Origin of the sequence: Bifidobacterium sp. UTCIF-1 (assembly GCF_006408915.1) — a bacterium.
In the GTDB taxonomy this organism is placed as follows: Bacteria; Actinomycetota; Actinomycetes; order Actinomycetales; family Bifidobacteriaceae; genus Bifidobacterium; species Bifidobacterium reuteri.
The window spans coordinates 1-17,321 of sequence record NZ_JFAG01000021.1 but is presented as its reverse complement, the minus strand read 5'-3'; the positions used below and the strand labels follow the sequence as shown (position 1 = coordinate 17,321).

At 59.5% G+C, this 17,321-nt stretch carries 15 protein-coding genes and 2 tRNA genes; 8 read left to right on the top strand and 9 right to left on the bottom strand.

Going from position 1 to position 17,321, the window contains the following annotated elements:
• Positions 1–2: 2 nt before the first annotated feature.
• The 5 genes from BW09_RS09140 to pgi form a co-directional block, all read right to left on the bottom strand.
• Positions 3–1,190, bottom strand: a complete 1,188-nt coding sequence (locus BW09_RS09140) for a DnaJ domain-containing protein (RefSeq protein WP_052382083.1) — start codon at positions 1,188–1,190, stop codon at positions 3–5.
• A 132-nt stretch (positions 1,191–1,322) separates the two neighbouring features.
• Positions 1,323–1,787, bottom strand: coding sequence for a nucleotide exchange factor GrpE (locus BW09_RS09135; RefSeq protein WP_161788311.1), 465 nt, complete (start codon positions 1,785–1,787; stop codon positions 1,323–1,325).
• A 102-nt stretch (positions 1,788–1,889) separates the two neighbouring features.
• Positions 1,890–3,425, bottom strand: coding sequence for an Hsp70 family protein (locus BW09_RS09130; RefSeq protein ID WP_140464049.1), 1,536 nt, complete (start codon positions 3,423–3,425; stop codon positions 1,890–1,892).
• A 246-nt stretch (positions 3,426–3,671) separates the two neighbouring features.
• The gene (locus tag BW09_RS09125) at positions 3,672–4,430 is read right to left on the bottom strand and encodes a LytTR family DNA-binding domain-containing protein (protein WP_052382085.1); all 759 of its coding nucleotides are present in this window, start codon (positions 4,428–4,430) and stop codon (positions 3,672–3,674) included.
• Positions 4,431–5,256: 826 nt separating this feature from the next.
• Entirely contained in the window at positions 5,257–6,957 is a 1,701-nt protein-coding gene (gene pgi / locus BW09_RS09120; RefSeq protein WP_044089576.1) for a glucose-6-phosphate isomerase, read from the bottom strand.
• A gap of 388 nt (positions 6,958–7,345) precedes the next feature.
• On the opposite strand from pgi, the gene BW09_RS09115 reads away from it, so the two are divergent.
• From BW09_RS09115 to BW09_RS09105, 3 genes are all read left to right on the top strand, one after another.
• Positions 7,346–7,418, top strand: a tRNA-Thr gene (locus tag BW09_RS09115).
• Positions 7,419–7,514: 96 nt separating this feature from the next.
• A tRNA-Leu gene (locus BW09_RS09110) sits at positions 7,515–7,595 on the top strand.
• Positions 7,596–7,958: 363 nt separating this feature from the next.
• Positions 7,959–8,960, top strand: coding sequence for an AEC family transporter (locus BW09_RS09105; protein ID WP_044089577.1), 1,002 nt, complete (start codon positions 7,959–7,961; stop codon positions 8,958–8,960).
• 164 nt (positions 8,961–9,124) lie between these two features.
• On the opposite strand, the gene BW09_RS09100 is transcribed toward BW09_RS09105, so the two are convergent.
• From BW09_RS09100 to BW09_RS09090, 3 genes are all read right to left on the bottom strand, one after another.
• Positions 9,125–9,895: a non-canonical purine NTP pyrophosphatase gene (locus BW09_RS09100; protein ID WP_044089578.1), complete on the bottom strand. Its 771-nt coding sequence runs from the start codon at positions 9,893–9,895 to the stop codon at positions 9,125–9,127.
• A gap of 672 nt (positions 9,896–10,567) precedes the next feature.
• Positions 10,568–11,332: a ribonuclease PH gene (gene rph, locus BW09_RS09095; RefSeq protein WP_044089638.1), complete on the bottom strand. Its 765-nt coding sequence runs from the start codon at positions 11,330–11,332 to the stop codon at positions 10,568–10,570.
• Positions 11,333–11,405: 73 nt separating this feature from the next.
• Entirely contained in the window at positions 11,406–12,032 is a 627-nt protein-coding gene (locus BW09_RS09090) for a Pr6Pr family membrane protein (protein WP_044089579.1), read from the bottom strand.
• Between the two features lie 452 nt (positions 12,033–12,484).
• Between BW09_RS09090 and BW09_RS09085 the strand changes: the two genes are divergently transcribed.
• Entirely contained in the window at positions 12,485–13,807 is a 1,323-nt protein-coding gene (locus BW09_RS09085; RefSeq protein ID WP_044089580.1) for a nicotinate phosphoribosyltransferase, read from the top strand.
• A gap of 115 nt (positions 13,808–13,922) precedes the next feature.
• Here the strand turns inward: BW09_RS09085 and BW09_RS09080 are convergent, their stop codons facing one another.
• Complete coding sequence (locus tag BW09_RS09080) at positions 13,923–14,357, bottom strand: MerR family transcriptional regulator (RefSeq protein WP_258185046.1); 435 nt, start codon at positions 14,355–14,357, stop codon at positions 13,923–13,925.
• A 343-nt stretch (positions 14,358–14,700) separates the two neighbouring features.
• Here BW09_RS09080 and BW09_RS09075 point away from each other — a divergent pair, with 343 nt between their 5' ends.
• The 4 genes from BW09_RS09075 to BW09_RS09055 all read left to right on the top strand — a co-directional run.
• Complete coding sequence (locus tag BW09_RS09075; protein ID WP_044089581.1) at positions 14,701–15,711, top strand: aldo/keto reductase; 1,011 nt, start codon at positions 14,701–14,703, stop codon at positions 15,709–15,711.
• Between the two features lie 527 nt (positions 15,712–16,238).
• Complete coding sequence (locus BW09_RS09065; RefSeq protein ID WP_044089041.1) at positions 16,239–16,508, top strand: DUF1778 domain-containing protein; 270 nt, start codon at positions 16,239–16,241, stop codon at positions 16,506–16,508.
• On the top strand, positions 16,505–16,981 hold the full coding sequence (locus BW09_RS09060; protein ID WP_258185045.1) for a GNAT family N-acetyltransferase: 477 nt from the start codon (positions 16,505–16,507) through the stop codon (positions 16,979–16,981). The genes BW09_RS09065 and BW09_RS09060 overlap by 4 nt, the downstream gene beginning before the upstream one ends.
• A gap of 103 nt (positions 16,982–17,084) precedes the next feature.
• Positions 17,085–17,321 (top strand): toxin-antitoxin system HicB family antitoxin (locus tag BW09_RS09055; protein ID WP_219846525.1); only part of this gene is annotated, 237 nt, incomplete at its 3' end.

Genomic DNA, 17,321 nt, shown 5'->3' with positions numbered 1-17,321 from the left:
AATCAGAGTCCCTTGTATCCCATTTGGGAGGTAATCCAAATGGCCAGCAGACCGAGCACCAAATTGGCGAGTATCCAGAGAGCCGTACGCCCCTTGCCAATGATGTAGCCTAAACTCCACTCTGGTAAATCATTGATATTGTTGAACGGAATCTTGTCTCCGGTCAATAGCCAGTTCAGCGGTATAACGAGCCCTATCGTACCCAATACCGCACCAGCTGGCCCGGCAAGGACGCACATGAAGAAGAATACAACCAACTCCACAACATTAAGGATAATTGGCTTTCTCAACGCATCTTTTTCCTTGTCAAGGATGTCATCAATTCTCTTGATTTCGGATTCCATCTCAGATTTCTCTGAACTTATATCCTTTGTGAAATCGGAAGTGGGGTTCTTTACCTTTGCACTGAGACTATCCACCGTGCGTATCAACGATCGATACCCATCCTGAATCGACGCAAGTTCATCCTTATTCTCTTTCGTATAGCTGATGAATCCCGACTCACTCAGCACGGCTTGGTAGCGTTTATCGAGTTGGCTTCCTCGGCTACTTAGGACATCGAAGATATCCATCCTCGTCAAAATCTCTTGCACATAATCCACTATCGCTTGATTGCCCTGAGCCTGTCCCAGTTCGGATGCCTTTTGGTACTGACTTCTAGCCTTGTCTTCGTCGTCCTTTTTCCAATACACATCGCCACGGGCAGCGTATCCAAAGGCATTATCCGGATCGAGCAGAATGGCCTGCGTGGCGGCTTTCTCCACTCGATTCCAATCCGCCCCCTCTTCGAGGCTTTCATAAATCATTATTGCGGTATCCCACACTTCGGGATTATCCGGTTGCTGGCGTTCAGCCTGTTCAATGGCGGCCTCCGCCATCTTGACATCGCCATCTTGAATATAATGTTGAGCAATCTGCAACCAGTCGCGTTCGCCATCATTGACCCACGTCTTCTCAGGCTTGTCATTCAGGCTCTGGTCGTAGGCGGCGCGGGCTGCATCGTCGAGCAGCGTCTTCTCGGCTTCGCCGATCAGCTTGACCTTGTTCTGCGCCTCGGCACCGACAGTACCGCCGCGCGAGGCTCGGTTCGACCAGATGGTGCGCTGCTTCTTGATCGCGGCGCGAATCTCATCAGCGCCGGCGTTACGCGCGACACCGAGAAGTTCGTAGTAATTGACCTTCTCTGCCATGATGGCTCCTTCTTCTTATGATCCCTGTGTTCCACTGATCGAGTGGTCTACTGATGGGATGGTCTATTCATTGGGGGTCTACTGATTGGGCACGCCACCGCATCACGCTACGGATCCGACGGCGTCCCCGTTCTATGCGTCAGCTTCTGCGGTAGTGCGTGCGCTGCGGTAGACGATTACTTCTTCCGGGCGGATGACCGTGCCATTGAGGCGGTATCCGGTTTTCTGAACAGCCACCACCGTGTTGTCGGGCGTGGCGGCGGCTTCATGGCGCGCATCCTCAGCAGTACTGCTGACGCCGACGATGCGCTGCACAGCCGGATCAAAGGTTCGCTGCGATGCGATCGGCTCTAATCCGTAATGCGCCAGAATCGCGAGGATCTCGTCATCGATCGAAGCGACGAAATCCTGCGCATCCTTGTCTTCGCTGCGGTAGGCTGCGAGCCGGTCCAGCAGCAAGGCGAACTCGCGACACAGCGGTGCGAGGCGCTGCGCATCCGCCGCTGCGGACAAAGCGTTGATCGCCTGGGCTTTGACCTTGTCATCAAGTAGCCGACGGCGGAACAGATCGGTCAACTGATCGATGCCGTCAAGCATGCGCGCGACATCATCGGGCGAGACTCCGTCATGTCGTTGCGCGGATGTTGCAGCATCCTGATTCGGTTGAGATGTCGGTGCAGTCATGTCCTCTCGCTTTCCTCAGTCCACGTTCATGCCGTCAATCTTGGTGCGGGCCTGCATCAGCTGGTCCGCGGACATATTCGCTGTGCGGTCGATATCAAAGGTGCCAAGCGACTTGTTCTCCGTCAGATCCTCGACCTCGACGAACACGGTCTGGTCGATGTCATAGGCGAACGTGACGCGGATGGGAGAACCTGCAGGATGCGGCGGCACGGGCAAGATCTGATTGGCCAGTATCTTCACATACTTCGGGTCGTCATCGTTGCCTTCGGTGACCTGCACATTGAGCTCTCGCTGATTGTCGACGGTCGTGTAGAACACATCCGAAGCCTTGGCAGGAATCCGTGTGTTGTTCCGGATGATGATGCTGTTGATATCCCTGCCGCCCGAGCCGACAACAATCACGCCCAGCGACTGTGACGTGACATCGGAAATGATGATGTCCGAGCCAGTGGCACCGGCGGCACACGATGCAACGGAACCATTGCCTGACGCACTGAGGCTTGCCGCATAAATGGAGGCACCAATTGCCACAGCCGTGTCCGGATCGATCTCATGCTTGAGCTGGCGGCCGGAGATCTGCTCCAGCATCTTGCGTACCATCGGCATGCGCGTCGAGCCACCGATCATCAGCAAGTAATCGATATCGCTCCACTGCACGTGCTGGTTCTCAAGCAGCAACTCAAGCCGCTCACGAGTGCGATTGAGCAGCGTCTCAGTGGCCTGTTCGAACTCGTCGCGTGTAATACGCACGCGGTAGGTCTTGCCGTCGATGGTAAAGATGGCGGTGCTCTGTGCCACATTGCTCAGGCCACGCTTGAGAATCTCCGCCTTTTCGCGAATCTCCGCATGCAACTGGTCGTCGTATTCATCGACCTCATATCCTTGCTTGGCGAGATCGGCGACGATGAGATCGCTGATCTCATTATCGAAGTCGAACCCGCCCAGATTCGGGTCGCCATCGGTGGCAATCACGTTGAACGACCCGTCGCGGATCTCCATCAGCGTGATGTCGAATGTGCCACCGCCCAAGTCATAGACCAGCACGCGGCCGTTGTTCTGGGAAGTCAAGCCATAGGCGATCGCCGTCGCAGTAGGTTCATTGAACACCTGCAGCACGTTCAGCCCGGCAAGCTTGCCGGCCTGTTTGGTCGCCGTGCGACGGGCGTCATCGAAGTACGCCGGCACAGTGATCACCGCATCAGTCACTGGCTCGCCCAGATCAAGCTCGGCGTATTGCTTGATGTATTTGAGGATAAGGGCCGAGATCTCTTCCGGACGGAAATCCGTGCCGTTCGGCGAAGTGTATACGAAATCGGGGTTGCCCATCTGCCGTTTGATGAACTGCACCACGTTGTACGGCGAGCCGGCGGCGGAATTCTTGGCCATCTCACCGACCAGAGGCTCTTCTGCGCCATTGGTATCAGGGAAGAACACCACGGAAGGAGTGGTATTCAGTCCTTCCTGATTGGGCAGCACCTGCGCGCTGTGCCCATCGACGGACACCGCCGCAGCCGAATACGTGGTTCCCCGGTCAATTCCGATTACCGCCATAGCGCCCTTCTCTCTCGCGCCCGATATCCGAACGATTTCAAGGCTAATGTCGAATTCCCGGGACACCAGAGCGACGCCATTAACGATATTGCTGGGGTCAAAATCGCAGTTCTCAGGGTGCCGAACGCGGTGTGCCAGTGGCCTGCCAGTGGCGTGCCAGTGGTCTGCTCCGGAAATTCGTTGACTGTATTTCTGGCTCGTATGCCGGCATGTAGCGCATGCCCCGATCAGGGTCGCGTAGATTCGTCAGATGCCGCGAAAATAGGCACTCAGGCGCTCACGCGTATATGCACGTCTGCGCTGGCTGACCGGAATCGACTCTCCGGTGAGCAGAATGATGCGATCTCCGGTGAACACCTTGAAGAAATCCATATTGAATACAAAGCTTTTGTGGCATTGCAGGAACTGATGCGGCAGCAACCGGCAAAATTGGCTCAACGTGGCATAGGTGTCCACCACACCGATGGCATGGATGTGCAGCACTCGGCGGGTGCTTTCGATGTATCGGATTTCGCGAGGTTCGATCGCATACATGTTGGTACCGGAATACACACGGATCGGACGGCTGCGGCGGCTGTCGATAATCTGCACGGCTTTGGCGAGCGCAGCATGAAGATCATCATCGGAGACCGGCTTGGTCAGGAAGCTCAGATGTTCAGTGGCATACACCTGCGTATGAAATTGCGGGTATCCCGTGACATAGATGATCTGAGTATCGAAGCCTGAAGAAAACAGCCGTTGCACCACATCTATGCCCGTCTCCTCATCACCGAGGTGGATATCCATAAGCACGATGTCATATGCGCAATCGGCGAGCGCGGATTCCGATGACTGCGTATCCGTGAATACCGAGACTTCAAAGCACACCGGGTCCTGCCGAGGAGCAATGTCGTTGCCTGCGTCACGCCCCTTGCCTGGACGAAAAAGCGCAGACGAGGAGACGCTCACGACGCTTGCGCGCAATCGTTCGGCAAGCGCGTTGGCTGCTTGTTGGTCGTCGTCCACAACGGCGACGGAAACCGTATACCCCCCCCCACGCCTTTCTCCTCTCGGCAAACACTCAGGTGCTTCTGGAATGCATCTTAAATATGCCCCGCGTCAATACCAGACAGGTTTTGAGTATTTGTAATAATCGCCGAATCAAATGTCATAAACAATGATGGGAATGTTCATCTGCCGCTGCAATATGGCGGACGATGCCATGGGTAATGGACTATACCGTGGGGGATAATCCATCGGCGGACAATGCTGTGGAGGACAACCCATCGGCGGGACAATACCGTGGAGGACACAACCGGTCCATTCCAAACCATCCAAGCCGTCCTGGGCATAAACGGACCGCACGCCCCACCCCATCACAGATTCTGGGCATTTACGCAGCATTTATTCTGGGCATAACCGTGCCATTACACGCATTCTGGGCATAACCGTATCACGAAGAGGCTGTTTTCGGCGTCCTCGTGATACGTATATGCCCAGAACGGGATTCGACGAGCCACTGATGTACCGCATATGCCCAGAACCGAGCTGTTCCACGCTGAATTTCATCGGATAACAAAGTAGGTGCCCGACATCCGAAGATGCCGGGCACCTACTGCTGCGGTCACGCTGCTCTCCCCCAGTCCCGCTGTTGCGGGACAGCCCCCTCACCAGAGGGGGCCTAGGGAAAGGGTCAGAACTCGCGACGTGAATGGTCGCCAGACCATTCACCAGACAACACAGCTGCGGTCGCCAGACTGCTCACCAGACAGCCTACTGTGGTCACGCTGCTCTCCCTCAGTCCCGCTGTTTGCGGGACAGCCCCCTCACCAGAGGGGACCTAGGGAAAGGGTCAGAACTCGCGGTTCTTGCGGTAGAACTGGATCAGGCTCTGGGTGGAGGCGTCCTGGGCGGCCAGGGCGTCGTCATCCTGGGAGATGGCCGGGGTGATCTGCTTGGCCAGCTGCTTGCCGAGCTCCACGCCCCACTGGTCGTAGGAGTCGAGGCCCCACACAGTACCTTCGACGAAGGTGATGTGCTCGTACAGGGCGATGAGCTCGCCGAGGGCGAACGGGGTCAGGGCCACGCCGAAGATGGAGGTGGTCGGACGGTTGCCGGTGAACACGCGGGCGGGGACGATCTCCTCCGGAGTGCCCTCGGCGCGGACCTCGTCGGCGGTCTTGCCGAAGGCGAGGGCCTTGGTCTGCGCGAAGTAGTTGCCGAGGAACAGCTCGTGCACGTCCTGGTCGCCGTCCTTGGTCGGGTTCGGGGTGTTGACGAACGCGATGAAGTCGGCCGGGATGAGCTGGGTGCCCTGGTGGATCAGCTGGTAGAAGGCGTGCTGGCCGTTGGTGCCGGGCTCGCCCCAGAAGATCTCGCCGGTCTCGGTGGTGACCGGGGTGCCGTCCCAACGCACGGACTTGCCGTTGGACTCCATGGTCAGCTGCTGCAGGTAGGCCGGGAAGCGGTGCAGGTACTGGTCGTACGGCAGCACGGCGTGGGAAGCGGCCTTGAAGAAGTTGCGGTACCAGACGTTCAGCATGCCGAGCAGCACGACGACGTTCTTCTCGAACGGGGTGTTGGCGAAGTATTCGTCGATCTCGTGGAAGCCGTGCAGGAACTCCTCGAAGCGGGCCGGTCCGAAGACCACGGCCAGGGAGGTGCCGACGGCGGAGTCGACGGAGTAACGGCCGCCGACCCAGTTCCAGAAGCCGAACGCGTTGTTCGGGTCGATGCCGAACTCCTCGACCTTCTCCAGGTTGGTGGAGACGGCGACGAAGTGCTTCTTGATGGCCTCGGCGCGCTGAGCGGCGTCGCCCTCGGCGATGGCGCCGTTGGCAACGAGCTCCTCAAGCAGCCAGGTGCGGGCTTCGCGGGCGTTGGTCAGGGTCTCCAGGGTGGTGAAGGTCTTGGAAACGATGATGAACAGGGTGGTCTCCGGGTCGAGGCCCTTGGTCTTCTCGGCCAGGTCGTTCGGGTCGATGTTGGAGATGTAGCGGGCGGAGATGCCGGCGTCCGCGTACGGCTTCAGGGCTTCGTACGCCATGACGGGGCCCAGGTCGGAACCGCCGATGCCGATGTTGACCACGGTCTCGATCTTGCGGCCGGTCACGCCGGTCCACTTGCCGGAGCGCACGTCATCGGCGAAGGCGTAGATCTTGTCGAGGGTCTCGCGCACGTCCTTGACGGTGTCCTGACCGTCAACGATGTACTTGCCCTCGTCCTCGACCGGGCGGCGCAGCGCGGTGTGCAGCACAGCGCGATCCTCGGTGTTGTTGATGTGCACGCCGGTGTACATGGCCTTGATGCGGTCGCCGAGCTTGACTTCGTCGGCGAGGAAGGCGAACAGGCGCAGGGTCTCCGGCTTGATCAGGTTCTTGGACAGGTCGAAGTGCAGATCGCCGGCGTCGAAGCTGAGCTCCTTGACGCGGTCGGAATCTTCGGCGAACCACTTCTTGAGGTCGATGCCCTCGGCCTGAAGCTCGTCATAGTGCTTCTGCAACGCAACCCACGCAGGGGTCTTGGTGGCGTCAACAGGAGGATTGATTGCCATGGAATATTCCTTTCCTCGGTGACTGGAGCATCCTTGCACACAGCTCAGAATCACTCCGTATCACCAAACAGAATACTCACAAATTCAGACATGAACAGAACAAAAACATTCAGTGTCTGGATAGTGTCATCCATGGAAACTACGTTGCGCGGCAGTACCAAGCACATCTGCGGGCCATCTACCCGTGCAGTCCGCGGTACGAATCCGGTACGAATCCGGTACGAATCTGGTACAGATCCGGTACAGCGACGGCATAGGACCCGCACGAACCATGACGCGAACGACGACGCGAACCACGACACAGACACCACGCTCGTTTGGCTTTTTCCACGGCATGCCTTACACTTATTGTTTTGTGCGCGGGTGGCGAACGCCTTCCGCGAGACAAGCCACTTTAGCTCAGTCGGTAGAGCGGCTCACTCGTAATGAGCAGGTCGTCAGTTCGATTCTGACAAGTGGCTCGACTGCCCTAGGTTGGTTCGTCCGCCTAGGGTTTTGCATATGGAACTGTGGGCTGACGGTTTCCGCCCGCCTGCAGCCAAGCGGTATGCAACAATGCGCGAGTGGCGGAATTGGTAGACGCGCAGGATTTAGGTTCCTGTGTCTTAGACGTGTGGGTTCAAGTCCCATCTCGCGCACAGAGTAGGGATTCCCCGATTCCCCTCTCCTTGCCGTTGTTTTCTTCCTCATTTCTCAGCAATCGTATGTTCAGTCCCGCTCAGCGTACGTTTGCTGAGGTCTTACGCCCTTACTTCTCGCCAAACGTACACTGACTGCCGCTCATCGTACGTTTGGCGAGAAAAAGGTTGGCAGAGTCTCACTAAACGTACGCTGAGCAGCACGTACGCTGAGCGACGGTATAAACAGCAACAAATAACAACAGTATCGACAACGGCGGCAAGGCAGCTCCGTCCACGGTATGGGCATCAGCGGCCGCCGTCACAGGGAGACGTCCCCCTCCGCGAGGATAGTGAAACAGTAAGCAAAACGAGGAGAGAGTCGTGTCTGCCATACTTACGCCAGTCGGCCTGCTGCTGATCATTCTTGCCGGCTACCTGTTCCGGCGCTTCGGCCTGTTCGGCCAGAAGGATTACCGCGTTCTGCAAACCGCCGAATTCAATCTGGTGCTGCCCGGCGCGATCATCTACTCATTCGCCACGAACCCGCACGACATCTCCCTGCTCTGGCTATCGGCGTTCGCCTTCATCTGCTCAGCCGTGCCGGTGGCGTTCATCTTCGTCACCACGCGCAAACGCAATGTGACCGACCGCGCATTCCTGATGCTCAACGGAGCCGGATTCAATCTCGGATGCTTCTGCTTCCCTGTGGTGCAATCATTCTGGGGCGCGGGCGCAGTGGTGCCCGCCGCGATGTTCGATATCGGCAACTGCATCATGGTCGCAGCCGGCACGAACGTGCTCACCCAGCAGCTTCTGCATATTCAACCTGGCAAGACACTTGCCGAGCAGCATGCCGGCTCCGCGCCGACCTTGCCCTACGAGAAACCCAAGGACCGCGACGCCAAACGACTCGCACGCCGCGCACTGGGACGCACCATCTTCAAGAGCTTCTTCGGCTCCGTGCCGTTCGACACCTATATGCTGATGATTGTGCTGACCCTGCTCAACGTGCATGTTCCAGACTGGATCGCCACGTTCTGCCAGCCCCTGAGCAATGCGAACGCCTTGGTCTCCATGCTGATGGTGGGCATGCTGATGGACTTGCCGCAATCCAGGCATGACGTCAAAGAGGTGCTGGCCGTGGTGGCGTGGCGTGTGCCGTTCAGCATCGTCTTCGCTCTGGCGGCCTGGTTCCTGCTGCCGTTCGATGCGTCCGTGCGCGCTGTGGCGGTCATCGCCTGCCTGGCGCCGATCGCCATCTTCTCCACGCTGTTCACAGACAAGGTGCTGGGCAACGCCAAGCTCGCCGGGTTCTCGCTCTCGTTGACCGCCATCATCGCGCTGGTGCTGATGGCCATCGCCCACACACTGATGGGCGTGTGAGCGGGCTTGGCTCTGTTTCGTCAGGATTGACATGTTTGTGAACCGTCCCGCAGCCGGCTTCACCGGCATCCCTAGCATGGGGAGCCCAACAAGGTAATACCAATTCTGATTGAGTGGTGTGCAAACCATTTGCTGCTTTGTGCACACCACCGCATCTCAGCGCATCACTCAGCCAGCAATGCTTCGATCTCGGGCACCAGAGCCTTCAATGCCTTGCCACGGTGGGAAATAGCGTTCTTTTCTGCCGGAGTCATTTCGGCACTGGTCAGCGGCTCGCCTTCATATCCCGGCTCGTCGCTGGTACGGCCTGCCGGCTGGTCATCGGGCACGAACAGCGGATCATAGCCGAAACCGTGCTCGCCGCGGGCCTTGCGGATGATGCGACCCGGCATTTCGCCGAGCTTGACCACCTCGGATGCGATGGCGTATCGTCCGACCACCGGAGCACCGCCGGCAGTCGAGCCAGCGGCTGCTTCAGTATCACCACCATTGGTACCGGTTACATCAGCACCGGTCACATCGATGCCGGCTGCGGTATCCGGCACCACCAGAGCCGCGGCACAACGGAACCGTGCGGTGCGCTTGTCGTCCGGTATATCCTCGATCTGCGCGAGCAGCAGCGCGTTGTTCGCCTTGTCATGCCCATGTGCGCCAGCCCAGCGCGCGGACAGGATGCCGGGCGCGTTGCCCATCACATCCACGATGAGGCCGGAGTCGTCGGCGATGGCGGGCAGACCCGTGCGGCCGGCGACATCGCGCGCCTTGAGCAGCGCGTTCTCCTGGAAGGTCACACCGGTTTCCACCGGGTCGGGCAGATGCAGGCTGCCGGCCGACACCAGTTCGATGTCCGCGGCGGCAGGCCCGAGATCCTCCTCGAGGATGCGGCGGATCTCCACCAGTTTGCCTTCGTTATGCGTGGCGACGACGATTTTCATTGCAGTTCCTCCAGTATGTCCGGTATGTGTCCAGTATGCAAAAACGATATGTGCAATATGTGCGATATGTGCGGCATGAGCGGGGCGGGCGGATGGCATATGTGCGTAATCGTGTGCGTCATGGGCATGCAGTCGTCCTTCTGTGAGTCTCCTGACCGGGCGCGCCAGAAGAATCAGGTTGAAACCGACCGACGAGGACCCTGAACCGGCTGTATGTTCGCGGGCCGACGACCCACGCGCGAACATACAGCTAGTTTAGGCGCTGTTCCCGGCCATATGTTCGCGAGCTGACGAACCACGCGCGAACATACAGCTAGTTTAGGAGCCGTTCCAGGCTGTATGTTCGCGACCACCTCGTCAAGCCGCGAACATACAGCCGGTTTCCGGCGGCGGGGCATCCACCAGCGCGTGGGTACGAGGCATACGCGCGGGTATGAGGCATGCGCACGGGTGCGAGGCATACGCGCAGGTATGAGGCATGCGCACGGGTGCGAGTCATGTGCATGGGTGCGAGTCCAGCGCGCAGTGTGTGAATCATGCGCACCGCGCACACCGCCGCAACGACACAACACATGGCGCAACACACGGCTCAGCACGCCATCCGGTCTCGACGCGCGTCAAAGCACGCCACGACCAGGGTATCGGGCCGAATACGTGCGCGCGCATCATCAATCAGTCCAAGGCGAGCGCGGCACGCTGGGCGGCCTGTAGCTCGCGATTGCCCTTCTCCGCCAAATCGAGCAGCGTACCGAGCTCGGCGCGGTTGAACGGGCGGTGTTCGGCGGTGCCTTGAATCTCGATGAACGTGCCGGAACCGGTCATGGCCACGTTCATATCGGTCATGGCCTGACTGTCTTCGATGTACGGCAGGTCCAGCATCGGCGTTCCGTTGATCACACCCACCGACACGGCGGACACATAATCCTTCAGCACCTTGGCAGCGGACTTGATGTGCTTGTTCTTCTCCGCCCAGTTCAGCGCATCCACCAGCGCCACGTAGGCACCGGTGACGGAAGCGGTGCGGGTGCCGCCATCAGCCTGCAGCACATCGCAGTCAAGCTGGATCTGGTTCTCGCCCAGCGCCTTCATATCGACGACGCCCCTCAGGCAACGGCCGATGAGTCGGCTGATCTCCATCGTGCGGCCGCCGAGCTTGCCTTTGACGGACTCACGATCAGTGCGCTCGGAGGTGGCGCGCGGCAGCATCGCGTATTCGGCGGTCACCCAGCCGAGCCCGGAATCCTTGCGCCAGCGAGGCACGCCCGGAGTGAACGTGGCGGTGCACATCACGCGGGTGTTGCCGCATTCGATGAGCACGGAGCCTTCAGGGGCATCGGTGAAATGACGGGTGATGCGCACCGGACGCAGTTCGTCCACTTGGCGGCCGTCGGCGCGGATGATCTGATGATTGGGAAGCAAATCTTTGATTTCAGCCATGCGGCCAAGCATACGCGCACCCACATGACGCGTACAGCACGAATGCAACGTTCGCTATGCACACTGCGGCATACTAACCGAGCAGGACCTTCTTGGGCAGCGCACGATCCAACAGCCACACTGCGAACGCGAGCGCCACAAACGCGAGCGCCAGCTTGCCGCAACTGACGCCGAAACCCTGCCAGCCGAGCACCTTCAGATCGATGAAGGCGTACGGATACGGATTGCCGCCCGCGGCCGGGCCGGAATTTGGCCACAATGCCGCGCGGATGAGCACGAACGTCAGATAGACAGGGAAATAGATCAGCCACGACAACATGTAATGCCAGCGGAACCGGCGATGCGGGTCGAACAGTACGAAATCGATCACCGCCATGATCGGGCCGATTTTGTGGAGCATCGTGTTGGTCATGATGCCGATCACCTGCGGCACATAGGCGGGATCGTCGGGCGGCATCAGGAGGAACGCCACCAGCGCGGTGACGACGGCGTACAGCGTGACGCACCCCTTGAGCCATGCAGGCGGCTGGATGCCTTTCAGCAGTGTGGCGGCACCGGCCCACAGCATCACCACGCCCAGCACCAGTCCGGTCTGGAATGTGAAATACACCCAATACTGCGGCTTGGACCAGGCCTCATACGTTCCGACGAAGCAGAATCCTGCGATGGCCAACCGCCATAATGCCGCGATGAATCTCATGATTCATGAGTCTACTCAATACTCATCAGTACTCATCAGTACTCAGTTTCGGGAGACGGCCCGGGTCCGATGCGCAAGCGCGGCACTTGTCTTTGGGCGGCTTATTCCGGGACATTCCCCAGTCCAGCCCGGCTCATGACGTCAGACATCGTCGGACGTTCTTCAGGATTAATCCACAGGCCATCTATGACTGTCTTCGCTGACTCGCAGGTCCAATGCCGCAAAGTCATCGCAGCTAGTGTTCTTGGGCATGCGACGGCGGTGCCGCCATCGGACTACACTAATAGTCAACTTAACCAAAAGTAGTGAGCTTGGGTAAGCGGGACAGCAAACACAGTGAATCGACACGGTGGAGCACACGGTGGAGCACACAGTGATGCAACACAGTGAGGCGCCACGACACAGTGAGGCACAGTGGAACACCACAGTGCACGACAACGGAAAGGCTTGGAATGGTCGATTATTCGCCGGCTCTGATGACCGACATGTATGAATACACGATGCTCGATGCAGCACTCAAGGACGGCACCGCCAATCGCAAATGCGTATTCGAGGTGTTCACCAGGCACCTGCCCGAAGGCCGACGCTACGGCGTGGTGGCCGGCACTGGCCGCATCCTGGACGAGCTCGAACGCTTCCATTTGGACAGCGAGGACCTGAAATTCCTCGCCGACCGGCATGTGGTCAGTCCGGAGACCATCAGGTGGCTGGAGAACTTCCGCTTCTCCGGATCCATCAAGGGCTATCGAGAAGGCGAGATGTTCTTCCCGAACTCGCCGATACTGCAGGTCGAAGGCACGTTCGGCGAGTGCACGCTGCTGGAAACGCTGATTCTGTCGATTCTCAACTATGATTCCGCCGTGGCGTCCGCCGCCTCACGCATGGTGTCGGCCGCCAAGGATCGCCCCTGCATGGATATGGGCGGACGACGCACGAACGAGTGGGCCGCCGTGGCCGCGGCGCGCGCTGCAGTGGTCGGCGGCTTCAAAGGCACCGCGAACCTGCTCGCCGCACAGTTGTACGGACTGAAGGCTATTGGCACCGCCGCGCACTGCTTCACGCTGGTGCACGATTCCGAGCGCGACGCCTTCGAATCGCAGATCGCGGCACTGGGCAAGAACACCACGCTGCTGGTCGACACCTACAACATCGAGGAGGCCGTGAAGACCGCCGTGGAAGTGGCCGGCCCCGAATTGGGCGGCATCCGCATCGATTCGGGCGACTTGGCCGCGATGGCGCAACGCGTGCGCAACCAGCTGGACGCGCTGGGTGCCACGAACACCACCATCACCGTGACCAACGATCTGGACGAGTATGCACTGGCCGCCCTGCAGACCGCACCGGTCGACTCGTACGGCGTGGGCACAATGCTGGTGACCGGCTCCGGAGCCCCGACCTGCGCGATGGTGTACAAGCTCACCGAACGCGAGGGCGCGGATGGCGTGATGCAGCCTGTTGCCAAGAAGTCGAAGGACAAGGCCACAGTGCCTGGCCGCAAGCTGGCCTATCGTTCATACGAGTACGCGCTGGCCGAAGCCGAGCATGTCGTCTCCGGCTCGGAAGACAAGCTGGCCGCGTTCACGCCGGAGGAAGGCTGGAAGGATCTGCTGGTCGATTTCGTGGACCACGGCTCGATCGATTCGACTTGGCAGGGGCATGACGCCATCATGGCCGCGCACGAATACCGCGCCAAGGCGCTTGCCGAGCTGCCGATCACCGCGCAATCGCTGATGAAGGGCGAGCCTGTGATTTCTACTGAAGTCACCGTCCTGTGACGGCGGCTTCAGTAGAAATCCGTCGCGGCACAGCCGCTCCCCTCGCCTACCGGCAGCCCACCGGGCTGCCCGCTTAACGGCTCGGTTATTGAAGTCACCGTCCTGTGACGGCGACTCAGCAGTCGATTGAGTAGAGGCGGGTTTTGTAGTACTTCCAGTCGGGCAATGGTTCGCCCGCTTCGAGCGCGCGCTTGATGTCGCCGTAATAGTGCAGTTTGCGCTGCACATGCATGGCCGCCTCGTCAAGCGCGCGGCGCTGCTCGTCCAAGGCCTCGCGACGCGATTCCAGCAAGTCCAGGATCTCGTCGATGTGTTCGGGCTCATCGGACTCGTACACGAAGAATTTCTTCAGATCATCGATGGTCATGCCCGCGTTCTTGAAGCAGCAGATCGCACGCAGACGGTTGATATGGCAGTCCTCGAACACGCGCTGCCCGGTCTCCGTACGGCCGACATTGGTGAGCAGGCCCTGCTCCTCGTAATAGCGCAATGTGGACGGCTGCATATGAAACTGTGCGGCCACCTCGCGAATCGTATATGTCTTATGGATTCTCTCGCGAGCGCCCTGCGCGCTGTCGACGTTCGAAACCTCTCCCGCTCCGGCGCCGCCGGCCGGTTCATCCGCGACAGCACCGGCCGCAGTCCGCGCAGACTCCGCCGGAATCATCACCGTATCTGTTTTCAATCCGACCTCCCCGCCGTACCTTTCCCGGTTTTCCCGGCCGACGGCCCGCCGGGCACCAATCATCGGCACCCACCGCAACACGCCGAACCATCGCCCGAAATTTGCCTTCAAGTTCACTTGAACTGGAACCATGATAACCGATAACGCAACCGACACACACCCGTGCCACGGTGCACATCGGCACCTCACACGGCGTCAAAGGAGAGCCATGTTCGAGCCAACCACCTCTTACCAGCCCGACCCGCATCGCTACGACACGATGACCTACAACCGTTCCGGACGCTCCGGCCTCAAGCTTCCCGCCGTCTCGCTCGGCTTCTGGCACAACTTCGGCGACATCACCCCGTTCGAGCAGATGAAGTCGCTCGTCTTCACCGCGTTCGACAACGGCATCACCCACTTCGATCTGGCCAACAACTACGGCCCGGAACCCGGCCAGGCGGAGAAGAACTGCGGTCTGCTGCTCGCCAAATACTTCAAGCACCATCGCGACGAGCTCATCATCTCCACCAAAGCTGGCTATGAGATGTGGCAGGGCCCTTACGGCGACCTCGGCAGCCGCAAGTACCTGCTTGCGTCGCTCGACCAGTCGCTCGAACGCCTCGGACTGGACTATGTGGACATCTTCTACCACCACCACCCGGACCCGGACACCCCGCTCGAGGAGACGATGGGCGCGCTCGCGCAGGCCGTGAACTCCGGCAAGGCGCTGTACGTGGGCCTGTCCAACTACGATGGTCCGACGATGGAGAAGGCGGCGGCCATTCTCGATGAACTGCACGTGCCGTTCATCATCAACCAGAACAAGTACAACATCCTCGACCGCACGGTGGAGAAGAACGGCCTCAAGGAAACCGCATACCGCCTGGGCAAGGGGCTCATCACCTTCTGTCCGCTGGAGCAGGGCCTCCTGACCAACCGCTACCTCAACGGCATTCCCGCCGACAGCCGCATGGCCCACGATCCGCGATTCCTCAACAACTCCGCGCTGACCGACAAGCTGCACAAGCAGGTGGTGGACCTGAACAGCCTCGCCGCCGAACGCGGACAGACGCTCGCGGAGATGAGCCTGGCATGGCTGCTGCACGACGGCAAGGTGACCTCGGTGCTGGCCGGCGCCTCGAAGCCGCAGCAGATCCTCGACAACATCGGCGCACTGAAGAACACCACGTTCACCGACGAGGAGCTCAAGCGCATCGACGAGATCTCACAGCGCTGAGACACGATATCGGGCGGCCAGGAGTGCTGCGGCGCACATGGCGTGCGACGGGCGTGACGGCGACCTTTCTCCTGCTGCTCCTCCGCCTCATCCACGCCGCTGACCTTGGTGCGCCTTCCGATCCAGTTGACGACGGAGAACACGATGCAGAACACGATGACCAGGATTCCCAAGACGGCGACGACGCCGAGCAGCCGCCCGTATCCGTGGGCCTGTCCGGTCAACCATTGGAGGAGATTGGCCGTGATCGTCTCGTCCGCATATTCGGGACTGTCCGACAGGAGTTCCGCACGCCGGCCGTTCGCGCTCAATAGGTAGGATGCGTAGCCGACCAGGGGTGCGGCTATCGCGGTGAGGATTCCGATGATCCACATGAGGAACTGGTAGCGGTTGTACCATTTGCTGATCTTCCATAGGATGCCCATGTTTCCTATTGAACCAGTCTCGTGTGGGTTGTTGGCGGGAAAGGCGGGAAGATGCCGCCACGGAGATTGTTTGTTACGTACAATCGCCGTACACTTATTGGTATGGAAACAATAACCAACAAAGCAAGCCGATTCGAAATGCGGCTCACCCCCACACAAAAGCAACGTCTCGACCAAGCCGCCGAACTCAAAGGACTCAGCACCTCGCAATGGGCGCTCACCCATCTGCTCGACGCCGCCGAACGAGACATACACGAATCCCGCATCATCCGCCTCGACGACGAAAACTGGGACGCTTTCATCCGCGCCCTGGACGAGCCAATGCCCCGACAGATGAAAGAGCTCCTGGAAAGCGAACCGATCTGGGCATGACCGCATTCACCAAACCACGAAGACTCACCACAGACGACGACGTCACCGGATTCGACTGCGGCCTGCCGGTCGTCAACAACTGGCTTCAACGGCATCTCAAAGACGCATCAAAGCAACATACCGCCGTCGCATACGGCACTTTCGCTGACGGCTCCCTTGCCGGCTACTACACACTCAGCGCCTACAGCATCGCCCACGATGACGCGAACGGCTGGTTGAAACGCAACAGCCCCGACCCGGTCCCCGTCGTCCTGTTGGGCATGCTGGGGGTCGATATGCGATATCAGACCATGCATCTCGGCTCCCAGCTTCTCCGAGAAGCCACGTTGCGCGCGTGCGCCGCCGCGGAGATCATCGGCGCACGCGCCCTGCTGGTCGAACCTGCCGGCGTGAAAGCGTCCGAATTCTATGCCCGGTATGGTTTTCGTCCGATCGGCACGGGGGATCGCATGTTCCTGCCTTTGTCGTGTTGACAGCCATCGACATGAAGGAGAGCATGAAATGAGCATGAACACCAGCGTAATCGTCAACCATTACTCATATCGGATCTAATGGTCCGCCGAAGATGGAGAGTACGTGGGAACCTGCGCCGAACTGCCCGGCCTGAGCTGGTTGGACGAATCCCCGGCGAAAACCCTGAACGGCATCCAGAAAGTCGTCGGCGAAGCCGTTGCGGACATGGAGGCCAACGGCGGGAAGATTCCCGAGCCATACGCTGATCGCAACTACTCGGGACGGTTCGTGGTACGGCTCACTCCGGAGGAGCATCGTCGGCTTGCCGTGGAGGCTGCGGAGGCGGGTGTGAGTTTGAAT

Bases quoted from the DNA above. Each gene is read 5' to 3' on its own strand.
- BW09_RS09135 (WP_161788311.1), bottom strand. From the start codon at position 1,787: ATGCTTGACGGCATCGATCAGTTGACCGATCTGTTCCGCCGTCGGCTA.
- BW09_RS09075 (WP_044089581.1), top strand. From the start codon at position 14,701: ATGTTCGAGCCAACCACCTCTTACCAGCCCGACCCGCATCGCTACGAC.
- rph (WP_044089638.1), bottom strand. From the start codon at position 11,332: ATGGCTGAAATCAAAGATTTGCTTCCCAATCATCAGATCATCCGCGCC.
- BW09_RS09060 (WP_258185045.1), top strand. From the start codon at position 16,505: ATGACCGCATTCACCAAACCACGAAGACTCACCACAGACGACGACGTC.
- BW09_RS09130 (WP_140464049.1), bottom strand. From the start codon at position 3,425: ATGGCGGTAATCGGAATTGACCGGGGAACCACGTATTCGGCTGCGGCG.
- pgi (WP_044089576.1), bottom strand. From the start codon at position 6,957: ATGGCAATCAATCCTCCTGTTGACGCCACCAAGACCCCTGCGTGGGTT.
- BW09_RS09065 (WP_044089041.1), top strand. From the start codon at position 16,239: ATGGAAACAATAACCAACAAAGCAAGCCGATTCGAAATGCGGCTCACC.
- BW09_RS09090 (WP_044089579.1), bottom strand. From the start codon at position 12,032: ATGAGATTCATCGCGGCATTATGGCGGTTGGCCATCGCAGGATTCTGC.
- BW09_RS09085 (WP_044089580.1), top strand. From the start codon at position 12,485: ATGGTCGATTATTCGCCGGCTCTGATGACCGACATGTATGAATACACG.
- BW09_RS09140 (WP_052382083.1), bottom strand. From the start codon at position 1,190: ATGGCAGAGAAGGTCAATTACTACGAACTTCTCGGTGTCGCGCGTAAC.
- BW09_RS09100 (WP_044089578.1), bottom strand. From the start codon at position 9,895: ATGAAAATCGTCGTCGCCACGCATAACGAAGGCAAACTGGTGGAGATC.